This is a genomic window from Enterobacter adelaidei (assembly GCF_041937165.1).
GTDB classification, from domain to species: domain Bacteria; phylum Pseudomonadota; class Gammaproteobacteria; order Enterobacterales; family Enterobacteriaceae; genus Enterobacter; species Enterobacter adelaidei.
Window position 1 is genome coordinate 3,348,995 of record NZ_CP154353.1, and the last position, 13,504, is coordinate 3,362,498.

Genomic DNA, 13,504 nt, shown 5'->3' on the forward strand with positions numbered 1-13,504 from the left:
CCCCATGAAATTCTGTCTTACGCCGCTGGCCTGCGCGCTGGTATTGAGTTTTTCAGCCCACGCCACCACGGCAAATGACTTTAAAAACGTGATTAACCGCACCGGTGCGCCGCAGTATATGCACGATTTCGACGCTGACGACCACCAGCGTTTTAACCCCTTTTTCGATTTGGGTGCCTGGCATGGGCATCTGCTGCCTGACGGACCGCAAACCCAGGGAGGATTTCCAGGCGTAGCGCTGCTCACCGAAGAGTACATCAATTTTATGGCGGCGAATTTTGATCGCCTGAGCGTGTACCAAAACGGTAAAAAAGTGGATTTCACCCTTGAGGCTTTCAGTCTTCCCGGCGCGTTGGTGCAAAAGCTGAGCGCGAAAGATGTGCAAATCGAAATGACGCTACGTTTCGCAACCGCGCGCACCTCATTGCTAGAAACGCAGATTACGAGCAAGACGCCACTGGACCTGGTATGGGATGGCGAGCTGCTGGAAAAACTTGAGGCCAAAGAGGGCAAACCGCTTTCGGATAAGACCATAGACGGCGCGTATCCCGATTATCAGCGCAAAATGGTTCCCACCCGTGACGGCCTGAAGGTGACGTTTGGTAAAGTGCGATCCGCTTGGGATCTCCTCACCTCCGGCAGTTCCGAATATCAGGTGCATAAATCAATCCCGATCGATACCACCGTCAACGGTCATCGCTTTATCAGTCGGGCACACATTTCCGGCAGCACCACGCTGTACACCACCTACTCCCATCTGTTGAATGCTGACGACGTTGCGCGCGAGCAGCCGAAAATTCGCGATATTCTGGCGCGGCCCGCCTGGTTCATGAGCGCCTCGCAAACACGCTGGGAGGGATATTTACAAAAGGGACTCACCAACCCGAATGCGACACCAGAACAAACTCGTGTCGCGGTGAAGGCCATCGAGACGCTGAACGGTAACTGGCGTTCACCGGGTGGTGCGGTACGTTTTAACACGGTGACGCCCTCCGTGACCGGACGCTGGTTCTCCGGCAACCAGACCTGGCCATGGGACACCTGGAAACAGGCCTTTGCCATGTCGCATTTCAACCCGGATATCGCCAAAGAGAACATTCGCGCGGTGTTCTCCTGGCAGATTAAACCCGACGATCCGGTGCGCCCTCAGGATGCCGGATTCGTGCCTGATCTTATCGCCTGGAACCTGAGCCCGGAACGCGGTGGTGACGGTGGCAACTGGAACGAACGAAACACCAAACCGAGCCTGGCGGCATGGTCGGTGATGGAGGTATACAACACCACACATGACAAGGCCTGGCTGGCAGAGATGTACCCTAAACTGGTGGCCTACCATGACTGGTGGCTGCGTAACCGTGACCATAATGGTAACGGCGTGCCGGAGTACGGTGCAACGCGTGACAAAGCCCATAACACCGCCAGCGGTGACATGCTGTTTACGGTGAAAAAAGGCGATAAGGAGGAGCCGCTTTCCGGACTGAATAACTACGCCCGGGTAATCGAAAAAGGGCATTACGACAGTCTGGAGATCCCGGCGCAGGTTGCCGCCTCGTGGGAGTCCGGACGTGATGACGCCGCCGTGTTCGGATTTATAGATAAAACGCAGCTGGATAGCTATGTCGCAAAAGGCGGAAAACGCAGCGACTGGATAGTAAAGTTTGCCGAAAACCGAAGTAAAGAAGGCGATCTGCTGGGTTACTCATTACTCCAGGAGTCCGTCGACCAGGCGAGTTATATGTACAGCGATAATCACTATCTGGCACAAATGGCGAGCCTGCTGGGTAAAGAGCAGGATGCCAGCCACTATCGCCAATTGGCGGATAAACTCGCGACCTACATCAATACCTGTATGTTCGATGCGAACAGCGGTTTTTACTATGACATTCGCATTGAGGATAAACCGCTTGAGAATGGCTGTGCGGGCAAACCTATCACCGAGCGCGGTAAAGGGCCGGAAGGCTGGTCTCCTCTGTTTAACGGTGCAGCAACCCAGGAACATGCTGATGCCGTGGTGAAGGTGATGCTGGATCCGAAAGAGTTCAACACGTATGTGCCGCTCGGGACTGCCGCACTAACCAACCCGGCATTTGGTCCGGATATCTACTGGCGTGGTCGCGTCTGGGTCGACCAGTTCTGGTTTGGACTCAAAGGGATGGAACGCTACGGCTATCGGGAACAGGCACGAACGCTGGCAGATAACTTCTTTAAACACGCGAAGGGGTTAACGTCTGATGGTCCAATTCAGGAAAACTACAACCCGCTGACCGGGGCACAGCAAGGCGCACCCAACTTCTCGTGGAGCGCGGCACATCTGTACATGCTGTATAACGACTTTTTCCGGAGAAACTAACGGGTGATCCACAACGTGGGCCAGGCGTCGGGTCGATTCCAGTTATCACAACTGGGCTCCTCGGCATAACGAACCAAGCGAAAACGCTGGCCGTCAAAACGCCAGCGCGTCTGGACACCACAATCTCCCAAACCACGACCCAGCGCGAGCGTTGTCAGCTCGCGCGTCTTCTCATCGAAGCTGGCATTCATCAATTCCATTTCGCTGTCGTCACTTGATGGCGTAAAGGGCAGACGCAGCCTGACGCTGCGGGCGGTGAACGGTTTTTTACGTGAGACCAGCCACGCCAGATCGACGGTGTTATAAGCTCCCGCCTCGCAGCTGACGATCAGCAGCGCTTTGTCATCGGTTAACGCGGTGACGCGCACTTCCCGGCGGTTAGGATCCAGCGAACACTGGTTGCTGTTCATCCGTCCGGTACCATAGTCCAGCAGGTCGTTCAGTTCGGCGTGGGAGAGCGGCGTCGGCGTCGGGTTGACGACCGACACCTTTTTTAAAGCTGGAGCGGGTGGAACGCTTAACGGCGGGTCGTCACCTTTCTTGATCCACGCGGTTTCGCTCCCGACGCGCTTTTGCTGCGCATCAATAAACAGCAACGCCGCTTTCAGACCGCTCAGGGAAATCACCTGCTTGCCGTCGCGCAGGGTCAGGGATTTCCCTTCCTGGATGTTTTTCAAAAAGGCGGTAACGGTGGCGGCATCGTCCGTTTTCAGATGCCATGGCGTGAGCTGCCAGTGCTGTTTGTCCAGCTTAAGGGGAACGTTATCCAGCAGTAACCGGGGAGCAATATCCGGCTCTTTAACAGAAGGGGCGTCAAGACCGCCGAGATCGATGCGCAGCGTTGCATCCGTTTTCGCCCCGGCGCTTCGGGTGAGCGTCATAACCAGACCACGGTGTTCACCCGTATTGCGTGCCAGACAGAAATTCTGGTTATTGCAGGTCACCTGCCAGTCAGAAAATGCCTGCTGAGCAGGCGCAGCCCGCCCCAGCGGAGCGAAGAGCACGCAGAAGAGGGAGAATAAAAAAACACTGTAGCGCATGAATGACACAATCCCGGAACGAAAACGCTTAACTGGGCAGTATCTTCGTGTTACCACCGGGGTTGCTCAATCGGATTTATCAGATATACCCGAAAAATCATCTACATCCGTTCGAAAGCAGTGTCCATCAGCCCGGTTGTTTGTAAATACTGCAGTAATATCACAGCCTTGCCATCCCTGATTTCGCCTGAACGCATCATCTCCAGCGCACGGGAAAAGGGGAGCTCCAGCACTTCGATATCTTCATCTTCTACGCCACCGCCCCGGTGAGTCCGCTGCGCATCGCTGTATTCCGCAATGAAGAAATGCACAATTTCCGTTACGCCGCCTGGGGACATAAACAGCTCGAAGACCTTTTTGACCTCTCCCACTTCAAAGCCGGTCTCTTCTACGGCCTCTTTGCGGATACACACTTCCGGCTCGTCATCATCAAGCAGGCCGGCACAGGTTTCAATCAAACGACCATCAGGGTTGCCATTAACCCATGTTGCAACCCGGAACTGACGGATCAGCACCACGCTCTGCTTTTCACGGTTATAGAGCAAAATAGTTGCCCCATTACCGCGGTCATAGACTTCGCGTTTGTGGCGGATCACTTCACCGTTGTTACGTGTAAGATCATAGGTGATGTTACGCAGGACAAAGTAGTTTTCAGAGAGAATTTTGTCTTTGATAACGTCAATTTTCAGGGTCATACGGGCTCCACGGCGCAATGAGTCGTCCTATACTACGCCGTGGCTCCCGCTTTGTCGCCCGCCGGTTAATGATGTTTCGACGCCCCAACCCCAAGCCAGTCGAGTATTCCTTGGGCCGCATGACGCCCTTCCGCCATCGCGGTCACCACCAGATCCGCCCCACGCACCGCATCGCCACCCGCGAAGATTTTCGGGTTGGTCGTCTGGTAACGATAATGACTCTCTACCGAGGCCACAATTCGCCCCCAGTCATCCATTTCGACACCCTGCGCCTGCAGCCACGGCATCGCGTGTGGGTTAAAACCAAACGCCATGATCGCTGCATCAGCAGGCATCACAAACTCACTGCCCGCCACCGGAACAGGTCGACGCCGTCCCTGCGCATCCGGTTCGCCGAGTTCGGTACGCAGCATCCGGATGCCATTGACCTTGCCGCATGGATCACGCGTCAACTCAACCGGCTGGACGTTAAATTCAAACGCCGCGCCCTCTTCTTTGGCATTCTTCACCTCCTTCTTCGAGCCCGGCATATTGGCCTCATCCCGACGATAGGCGCAGGTGACTTTCGCCGCGCCGTGGCGTAACGCAGTACGGACGCAGTCCATCGCCGTGTCTCCTCCACCAAGCACCACGACGTTTAACCCGTGAGTATCAATAAACGGTTCACTGGCCGTCGCCTCCAGCCCCATAACATGGCGCGTGTTGCCCACAAGGAAAGGCAATGCGTCATAGACGCCTGGCGCGTCTTCATGCGGGATCCCCGCTTTCATCGAGCGATAGGTTCCCACGCCAATAAACAGCGCATCAAAGTCGTCCTGCAACTGAGACATCGACACATCCTGGCCTACCTCGCAGTTCAGCTCGAAGCGGATGCCCATCGCAGTGAATATCTCTCTGCGCCGCGCGAGCAGTGATTTGTCGAGCTTGAATGCCGGGATACCAAAGGTCAGCAAACCGCCAATTTCCGGATGCCTGTCATAAACCGTCACGCTGACACCATTACGCACCAGCACATCGGCGCAGGCCAGCCCGGCAGGCCCTGCCCCGATAATCGCAACCCGCTTGTCCACCGGAGTAACGCCGCTCATATCCGGTCTCCAGCCCATCGCCAGCGCCTGGTCAGAAATATAGCGCTCAATATTCCCTATGGTGACTGAACCCGCGCTATCGTGCAGCGTGCAGGCCCCTTCACATAATCGGTCCTGCGGACAGACGCGACCGGTAATTTCGGGTAAACAGTTGGTCTGATGAGAAAGCTCAACGGCACCCGCAATATCCCCCGCATTGACGCGCTCAATCCACTGCGGGATGTGGTTGTGCAGCGGACAGATCCACTCGCAGATGCTGTGCTCTCCGCACTTCAGGCATCGCGATGCCTCGCGACTGGCCTGTGCAGCCCGGAACGGCAGGTAAATTTCGTTAAAATGGTTAACGCGTTCTGCGGCAGTAAGCTTGTCAGGTTCACCGCGTGGCGGGGTCGTTTGCATCCGCTGCAGTTTGGTTTGCGAAATAACCTCTCTGACAGCCTCCGCATGCCAGGGCTGCGCCTCCAGACTGGCAGTGCGCTGTCGGCGCGATTTGGCCAGATTATCCAGCACGGCAGACGTCGCCAGCGAAAGGACATCTGCCGGGCAATTTTCAATACAGGCCGGGCCTTGTGGGCGCGTCAGGCAGAGATCGCATTTATTCGCCGATGCCTTCACGCTGCCGTTTTCAAGCGGGGTGACGATAATCTCCATCGTGCCAAACGGGCAAGCCACCACGCAGGCTTTACAACCGATGCATTTTTGTTGATTCACCTGTACGCTGTCATCGCATTTGCTGATGGCACCGTTCGGGCAACTTTGCGCGCAAGGTGCAGCTTCACAGTGATGGCAGGTCACGGGGCTTCTCGTCTCGCCAGATTTCAGGACCGTGATACGAGGATGAAAATGGCGCTCGCTCAGGACATGCTGCTCGCCGTTGTGCGCCATCACGCAGGCCACTTCGCAGGCCCGACACCCAATGCATTGCTGGCCGTTAGCCATAATAAAACGATTCATAACCACACCTGTTTTTGGTTCAATAACCTTATTCTTTGTATGAATAGGGTATTTACGCATTACGGCGCGATCGGGCAATGTTCAAATGCCCAGGACGCCAAACTATTTCAAGTGAACCTGTGGCAGATCAATTTTATTCAGAGGGCCGTTCTGTGACCGTTAAACGACCTGTTTCCGGCAGCCTTGCCTGGGCTTTCGTTTCGATTATTGCGTTATCCATTCTGACAAGCAGCGCTGCGCTGCTGACGCTGGCCAGTAGCCAGCGAGATGCCGAAGCCATCAACATCGCAGGTTCACTGCGCATGCAGAGCTACCGCCTGGGCTATGAGATGCAGGGAAACAGCCCGTCTCTGGCGGCGCACCGCGAGAACTGGCAGAAGACATTAAGCGCCCCGGCATTAGAAAAGTTGAACCGCTGGTACGTACCGGACAACGTCAAACAGCGCTATCAGCAGCTGCACGTCGCCTGGCTGGAGATGGATACGCGCATCGCGCGCGGCGACATCGCGTGGTATCAAAGCCACATTGAAGATTTTGTCGGCCGTATTGATGCCTTTGTGCTCGCCCTCCAGCACTACACCGAACATAAAATCCAGACGGTTACCCTGCTCTCTCTGGCTGGCGCGCTTGGGATCCTGCTACTGACGCTGTTTACTCTGCGACGCATCCGTCGTCAGGTAGTGCTGCCGCTTAACAATCTTGTCGCGGCAAGCGAGCGGATTGAGCGAGGGGAATTTGAGACCCCTGCCCCGGATACCGCACTGCCGAATGAACTGGGCCAACTCTCCCGCGCCTTCAACCATATGTCAGCCGAGTTACATACTCTCTATCGTTCGCTTGAAGCCTCGGTGGCGGAAAAGACGCGACATTTGCATGAAGCCCATCAGCAGCTCGAAATGCTGTTCAAATGCTCTCAGGCGTTGAACACCGGGCAGATTGACAGCCTGTGTTTCCGGCATATCCTGCAGATCGTCCATGACTATACGCAGATGAATTATCTGGAATTACGCACCAGCGATGACTGGCGGCTGTGTGAAGGAACAGAAACAAGCGGTATTCCACTGCAAAACCTGCCGGTGCTGATGCAGGATACGCTGTATGGTGAGCTGCGCTGGCAAAGTGAGACGGACAGCGTTCCTCTCCCGCTGATGAGAAGTGTGGCGACGATGCTCGGACGCGGGCTGTACTTTAACGAGGCGCAAAAACATTACCAGCAGCTGCTGCTGATGGAAGAGCGCGCAACCATCGCCCGTGAACTCCATGATTCGCTGGCGCAGGTGCTGTCGTATCTGCGGATCCAGCTTACGCTGCTTAAACATGCGGTGCCGCAGGACAATGCCCCGGCACAGACCATCATCACCGACTTTTCCCGCGAGCTGAACAACGCCTGGCATCAGTTGCGCGAGCTGCTCACCACCTTCCGCCTGACGCTCAACCACGCAAATTTACCTGCGGCACTCCAGGAGTCTCTCGACGTTCTGCAGAGCCAGACGCAGGCAAAGCTACATCTTGACTGTCGTCTCTCCTCGCTGGCGCTTGATGCGCAAAAGCAGGTGCATCTGTTACAGATCGTGCGTGAGGCGGTGCTGAATGCGATTAAACATGCACAAGCCAGTGAAATTACCGTGAGCTGCGTGACCTCCGTGGATGGCACGCACAGCGTCAGTATTCGTGACAACGGCATCGGGATTGGCGAAGCCAGCGAACCAGCGGGACACTACGGGTTGAATATTATGCGTGAACGCGCGCAACGGCTCGGAGGAATGCTGCACTTTTCGCAGCCGCAAAACGGCGGCACGCTGGTCAGCGTGACGTTCCCGGTCCCCACGCCGTTAACAGGTAAATAACGGTAAAGGGGGAAGCGCAGGAAAAAGCGCATGATAATTTACATTATCTCCTTTATTTCTCCACGTTTGGTCTTCGTCTTGCCGCTAAAGTGATGCAGGCAATAAACAATAATGACGTGCAGCAAAACGAGGTCACTTTTTCATGGCGAATTTTTTCATCGATCGCCCCATTTTTGCCTGGGTACTGGCCATTCTGTTATGTCTGACAGGTGTCCTGGCGATTACGTCACTTCCTGTTGAGCAATATCCCGATCTGGCACCACCTAACGTACGCGTCACCGCTAACTATCCAGGAGCATCCGCACAGACGCTGGAAAATACCGTGACACAGGTTATCGAACAGAACATGACGGGTCTGGATAACCTGATGTACATGTCCTCGCAAAGCAGCGCAACTGGTCAGGCGACGGTCACGCTGAGCTTCACTGCCGGCACCAATCCTGATGAAGCCGTGCAGCAGGTGCAAAACCAGCTGCAGTCGGCCATGCGTAAGCTGCCTCAGGCGGTGCAGAACCAGGGTGTAACCGTGCGTAAAACCGGTGATACCAACATTTTGACCATCGCGTTTGTCTCCACTGATGGTTCCATGGACAAGCAGGATATTGCGGACTACGTCGCCAGTAACATCCAGGACCCCATCAGCCGAATTAACGGCGTAGGCGATATCGACGCTTACGGCTCACAATACTCAATGCGCATCTGGCTCGATCCCAACAAGCTCAACAGCTACCAGATGACCGCAACCGACGTAACGAATGCCATCAAAGCCCAGAACGCGCAGATTGCCGTGGGGCAGCTAGGGGGGACGCCATCTGTCGATAAACAATCCCTGAATGCCACCATTAATTCGCAGTCACTTCTTCAAACCCCGGAGCAGTTCCGCGACATTACCCTGCGCGTGAATCAGGATGGTTCGGAGGTACGTCTGGGCGATGTCGCCACGGTGGAAATGGGTGCAGAGAAGTACGACTACCTGAGCCGCTTTAACGGCAATCAGGCCTCGGGCCTGGGGATTAAACTGGCCTCCGGCGCCAATGAAATGGCCACAGCGAAACTGGTTTTAGATCGGCTGGATGAGCTTTCACAGTATTTCCCGCACGGGCTGGAATATAAAGTCGCCTATGAAACCACCTCCTTCGTCAAAGCCTCAATTGAAGATGTGGTGAAGACCCTGCTGGAAGCGATCGCGCTGGTGTTCCTGGTCATGTACCTGTTCCTGCAAAACTTCCGCGCAACGCTAATCCCAACCATCGCCGTCCCTGTTGTCCTGCTGGGAACCTTTGCGGTGCTTTACGCGTTTGGGTACAGCATTAACACCCTGACGATGTTTGCAATGGTGCTGGCGATTGGCCTTCTGGTGGATGATGCCATTGTGGTGGTCGAAAACGTCGAGCGAATCATGAGCGAGGAAGGACTCTCCCCGCGTCAGGCCACGCGAAAATCCATGGGACAAATTCAGGGGGCGTTAGTCGGTATTGCGATGGTGCTGTCGGCGGTCTTTATCCCGATGGCCTTCTTTGGCGGCACCACCGGGGCGATCTACCGCCAGTTCTCGATAACCATCGTCTCGGCAATGGTGCTCTCCGTGCTGGTCGCATTGATCCTCACCCCAGCGCTCTGCGCCACAATCCTGAAGCCGCTGCACAAAGGGGAGCATCACGGCCAAAAAGGGTTCTTCGGCTGGTTTAACCGGATGTTCAACCGTAATGCCGCGCGATATGAATCTGCCGTCGGGCGAGTGCTTCACCGCAGCCTGCGCTGGATGATGATTTATGTGGTGTTGCTGGGCGGCATGGTCTGGCTGTTCCTCCATCTGCCGACCTCATTCCTGCCGATGGAAGACCGGGGTATGTTCACCACCTCGGTGCAGCTCCCGAGTGGCGCAACGCAGCAGCAGACGCTAAAAGTGGTTCAGAAAGTGGAGCAGTATTTCTTCACGAAAGAGAAGGATAACGTTGTATCGGTCTTCTCCACCGTCGGTTCCGGCCCTGGCGGAAACGGGCAGAACGTCGCCCGTATGTTTGTTCGCCTGAAAGACTGGGACGAGCGAGACACGAAAACGGGAACCTCCTTTGCCATTATTGAGCGCGCGACGAAAGCCTTTGCACATATCAAAGAAGCGCGCGTCTTTGCCAGCAGTCCACCGGCGATTAGCGGTCTGGGCAGCTCCGCCGGGTTTGATATGGAGTTGCAGGATCACGCCGGAGCGGGTCACACAGCGCTGATGGCGGCACGCGATAAGCTCTTAGAGCTGGCGGGGAAGGATGCCGGTCTGACACGCGTTCGTCACAACGGTCTTGATGACAGCCCGCAGCTCCAGGTGGATATCGACCAGCGTAAGGCGCAGGCGCTGGGCGTCTCGATCAACGATATCAACGACACCCTGCAAACGGCGTGGGGGTCGAGCTATGTAAATGACTTTATGGATCGCGGCCGCGTGAAAAAAGTGTATGTCCAGTCCGCCGCGCCGTTCCGCATGTTGCCGGATGACATTAATCGCTGGTTTGTGCGAAATAATACTGGCGGCATGGTGCCGTTCTCCGCCTTTGCCACCTCGCACTGGGAGAGTGGTTCACCACGTCTGGAACGCTATAATGGCTATTCTGCGGTTGAGATCGTCGGGGAAGCCGCGCCGGGCGTCAGTACCGGTACCGCCATGGATACCATGGAAAAACTGGTGCAACAGTTACCTGCAGGTTTTGGTCTGGAGTGGACGGCCATGTCATACCAGGAGCGACTCTCCGGGGCGCAGGCTCCCGCGCTTTATGCGCTTTCGCTGCTGGTGGTTTTCCTCTGTCTTGCCGCACTGTATGAAAGCTGGTCAGTTCCGTTCTCCGTCATGCTGGTGGTTCCCCTTGGGGTCATCGGCGCGCTGCTGGCAACCTGGATGAGCGGCCTGGAGAACGATGTTTACTTCCAGGTGGGGCTACTCACCGTTATCGGTTTGTCGGCGAAAAACGCCATTCTGATCGTTGAGTTCGCTAACGAGATGAATGCTAAAGGCCACGAACTGATGGCTGCCACGCTGCACGCCTGTCGCCAACGCTTGCGCCCGATCCTGATGACGTCACTGGCATTTGTTTTCGGCGTACTGCCGATGGCAACCAGCACCGGCGCAGGCTCCAGCAGCCAGCATGCGGTAGGGACCGGGGTTATGGGCGGCATGATTTCAGCCACTATCCTGGCCATTTATTTCGTTCCGCTGTTCTTTGTGCTGGTGCGTCGCCGCTTCCCGCTAAAGGAACGCCAGGAGTAAGTGATTGAAATAAAAAAAGGCGGCTTTATCGGCCGCCTTTTTATTGTGTGATTAATTCACACTATGATTATTTTACTTATTTAAGTGCTCTTGCAATTCTTACTGAATGTCATTTACGAAGCATGCCTTCGATAAAATCTTTCCAGTTCCCCAGTTCACGTTCAATCATAACAACCTCTCTTATTATTATGCGCATTCTACGAAAACGTATCATCATTGTGAAGACTATTTAACCAATTGCTGTGATTATACCCCGCCACTGTCAGAGAATTATGATAAATATGAACGGAGAACCTTAAATTTTTTGTGACGGCAAGCAATATTTAGAAATAACCATACGAGCAGGTGAGTTTTATTTTACTTACTGAGTTTATTGGCAATTTAAACCTTATGGACATCTATGCTTAAATGTTGAAAGAATATTCAGCGTACAAGTGTGAGTTGAATTAAGATGATGAGTAAATTAAGACAATTCTTGAATGTGTTATATTCTGCTTAAGGATATATCTTCGAATTTATTGAACATTTTATCACCACAGGAACAAAAGGATTCACCATGGTTGTGATGTACGGCATTAAAAACTGTGACACCATCAAAAAAGCCCGCCGCTGGCTGGACGCGAACAACGTGGAGTACCGCTTCCATGATTACCGCGCCGATGGGCTTGAAGCAGAATTTCTGCATAACGCCATCAAAGAACTGGGCTGGGAAGCCCTGCTGAATACACGCGGCACCACCTGGCGTAAACTGGATGAATCTCTGCGCGCCAGCATCAATAACGCCGACAGCGCGGCAAAACTGATGCTCGAGATGCCAGCAATTATCAAACGCCCATTGCTCTGCGCGCCCGGGCAGCCTATGCTGCTGGGTTTCAGTGAAACCCTTTATTCCGACTTTTTTCGTTGAGGTGTAGTTTATGTCATGCCCGGTCATTGAGCTGACTCAGCAGCTTATTCGCCGTCCTTCCCTTAGCCCGGACGACGCAGGTTGTCAGGCATTAATGATTGAGCGCCTGCGTGCCATCGGTTTTACCGTCGAACGCATGGATTTTGGCGATACCCAGAACTTCTGGGCGTGGCGTGGTCAGGGCGAAACGCTGGCCTTTGCCGGACATACTGATGTCGTTCCCGCAGGTGATGCGGATCGCTGGATTAACCCGCCGTTTGAACCGACCATCCGCGATGGCATGCTGTTTGGTCGCGGTGCGGCAGACATGAAAGGCTCTCTGGCGGCGATGGTCGTGGCAGCAGAGCGTTTTGTTGCCCAGCATCCGAACCATAAAAACCGTCTCGCATTTTTAATCACCTCAGATGAAGAGGCCAGTGCCCATAACGGTACCGTGAAGGTTGTTGAAGCACTGATGGCGCGAAACGAGCGTCTCGACTACTGTCTGGTCGGAGAGCCGTCCAGTACCGAAGTGGTGGGTGATGTCGTCAAAAATGGTCGCCGTGGCTCGCTGACCTGTAACCTGACCATTCACGGGGTTCAGGGGCATGTTGCATATCCGCATCTGGCCGATAACCCGGTCCATCGTGCAGCGCCGATGCTGAACGAACTGGTGGCGATTGAGTGGGACAAAGGCAACGAGTTCTTCCCACCGACCAGTATGCAGATTGCGAACCTCAAGGCCGGGACCGGCAGCAACAACGTGATCCCGGGTGATTTCTTCGTCCAGTTTAACTTCCGCTTCAGCACTGAACTGACCGATGAGATGATCAAAGCGCGTGTTGTCGCCCTGCTTGAGAAATATAACCTGCGCTACACCGTGGACTGGTGGCTTTCCGGTCAGCCGTTCCTGACGCAGCGTGGCAAACTGGTGGATGCGGTAGTGAACGCCATCGAGCACTATAATGAAATTAAGCCACAGCTGCTGACGACGGGTGGCACCTCTGACGGACGCTTTATCGCCCGCATGGGCGCCCAGGTTGTCGAACTGGGGCCAGTGAACGCGACCATTCATAAAATCAATGAGTGTGTGAATGCCGCAGATTTGCAACTGCTGGCCCGTATGTATCAACGCATTATGGAGCAACTCGTCGCCTGACGAACGCTCTGAGAGGAATAGCGAATGGATTGGCTTTCAAAATACTGGTGGATTTTGGTGTTAGTTTTTCTGGTTGGCGTGTTGCTTAACGTGATTAAAGATCTTAAGCGCGTTGACCATAAAAAATTTCTCGCTAACAAGCCGGATCTGCCACCACACCGTGATTTTAACGACAAGTGGGACGATGACGACGACTGGCCGAAGAAGGACCAGAAGAAGTAATCAGTCT

At 54.6% G+C, this 13,504-nt stretch carries 10 protein-coding genes; 6 read left to right on the plus strand and 4 right to left on the minus strand.

The features are described from left to right. The first annotated feature begins 4 nt into the window (after window positions 1-4). On the plus strand, window positions 5-2,350 hold the full coding sequence (gene ygjK, locus AAHF05_RS16340; protein WP_374936387.1) for an alpha-glucosidase: 2,346 nt from the start codon (window positions 5-7) through the stop codon (window positions 2,348-2,350). Here the strand turns inward: ygjK and AAHF05_RS16345 are convergent. The 3 genes from AAHF05_RS16345 to aegA form a co-directional block, all read right to left on the minus strand. Then, the gene (locus AAHF05_RS16345) at window positions 2,347-3,390 is read right to left on the minus strand and encodes a DUF1176 domain-containing protein (protein WP_129324028.1); all 1,044 of its coding nucleotides are present in this window, start codon (window positions 3,388-3,390) and stop codon (window positions 2,347-2,349) included. The genes ygjK and AAHF05_RS16345 overlap by 4 nt on opposite strands. Window positions 3,391-3,491: 101 nt before the next feature. Further along, a complete protein-coding gene (gene nudK / locus AAHF05_RS16350) occupies window positions 3,492-4,085 on the minus strand; it encodes a GDP-mannose pyrophosphatase NudK (protein WP_028016145.1) in 594 nt (197 codons plus the stop codon). Between the two features lie 65 nt (window positions 4,086-4,150). Then, window positions 4,151-6,127, minus strand: a complete 1,977-nt coding sequence (gene aegA / locus AAHF05_RS16355; protein WP_129324027.1) for a formate-dependent uric acid utilization protein AegA — start codon at window positions 6,125-6,127, stop codon at window positions 4,151-4,153. Window positions 6,128-6,279: 152 nt separating this feature from the next. On the opposite strand from aegA, the gene narQ reads away from it, so the two are divergent. Both narQ and acrD read left to right on the plus strand, forming a co-directional pair. After that, window positions 6,280-7,974: a nitrate/nitrite two-component system sensor histidine kinase NarQ gene (narQ, locus tag AAHF05_RS16360; RefSeq protein WP_128348018.1), complete on the plus strand. Its 1,695-nt coding sequence runs from the start codon at window positions 6,280-6,282 to the stop codon at window positions 7,972-7,974. Between the two features lie 142 nt (window positions 7,975-8,116). Then, a complete protein-coding gene (gene acrD / locus AAHF05_RS16365) occupies window positions 8,117-11,230 on the plus strand; it encodes a multidrug efflux RND transporter permease AcrD (protein ID WP_129324026.1) in 3,114 nt (1,037 codons plus the stop codon). A 109-nt stretch (window positions 11,231-11,339) separates the two neighbouring features. Here acrD and ypfM read toward each other — a convergent pair whose 3' ends face one another. Further along, window positions 11,340-11,399, minus strand: a complete 60-nt coding sequence (gene ypfM, locus AAHF05_RS16370; protein ID WP_015572204.1) for a protein YpfM — start codon at window positions 11,397-11,399, stop codon at window positions 11,340-11,342. A gap of 387 nt (window positions 11,400-11,786) precedes the next feature. Here ypfM and AAHF05_RS16375 point away from each other — a divergent pair, with 387 nt between their 5' ends. The 3 genes from AAHF05_RS16375 to AAHF05_RS16385 are packed head-to-tail and all read left to right on the plus strand — an operon-like array spanning window position 11,787 to window position 13,497. After that, window positions 11,787-12,137: an ArsC family reductase gene (locus AAHF05_RS16375; RefSeq protein ID WP_129324025.1), complete on the plus strand. Its 351-nt coding sequence runs from the start codon at window positions 11,787-11,789 to the stop codon at window positions 12,135-12,137. 10 nt (window positions 12,138-12,147) lie between these two features. Continuing rightward, a complete protein-coding gene (gene dapE, locus AAHF05_RS16380; RefSeq protein WP_114977553.1) occupies window positions 12,148-13,275 on the plus strand; it encodes a succinyl-diaminopimelate desuccinylase in 1,128 nt (375 codons plus the stop codon). Window positions 13,276-13,299: 24 nt separating this feature from the next. Beyond that, window positions 13,300-13,497: a YpfN family protein gene (locus AAHF05_RS16385; protein WP_014171111.1), complete on the plus strand. Its 198-nt coding sequence runs from the start codon at window positions 13,300-13,302 to the stop codon at window positions 13,495-13,497. Window positions 13,498-13,504: the final 7 nt, after the last annotated feature.

Bases quoted from the DNA above. Each gene is read 5' to 3' on its own strand.
- AAHF05_RS16345 (WP_129324028.1), bottom strand. From the start codon at position 3,390: ATGCGCTACAGTGTTTTTTTATTCTCCCTCTTCTGCGTGCTCTTCGCT.
- acrD (WP_129324026.1), top strand. From the start codon at position 8,117: ATGGCGAATTTTTTCATCGATCGCCCCATTTTTGCCTGGGTACTGGCC.
- AAHF05_RS16375 (WP_129324025.1), top strand. From the start codon at position 11,787: ATGGTTGTGATGTACGGCATTAAAAACTGTGACACCATCAAAAAAGCC.
- AAHF05_RS16385 (WP_014171111.1), top strand. From the start codon at position 13,300: ATGGATTGGCTTTCAAAATACTGGTGGATTTTGGTGTTAGTTTTTCTG.
- ygjK (WP_374936387.1), top strand. From the start codon at position 5: ATGAAATTCTGTCTTACGCCGCTGGCCTGCGCGCTGGTATTGAGTTTT.
- nudK (WP_028016145.1), bottom strand. From the start codon at position 4,085: ATGACCCTGAAAATTGACGTTATCAAAGACAAAATTCTCTCTGAAAAC.
- aegA (WP_129324027.1), bottom strand. From the start codon at position 6,127: ATGAATCGTTTTATTATGGCTAACGGCCAGCAATGCATTGGGTGTCGG.
- dapE (WP_114977553.1), top strand. From the start codon at position 12,148: ATGTCATGCCCGGTCATTGAGCTGACTCAGCAGCTTATTCGCCGTCCT.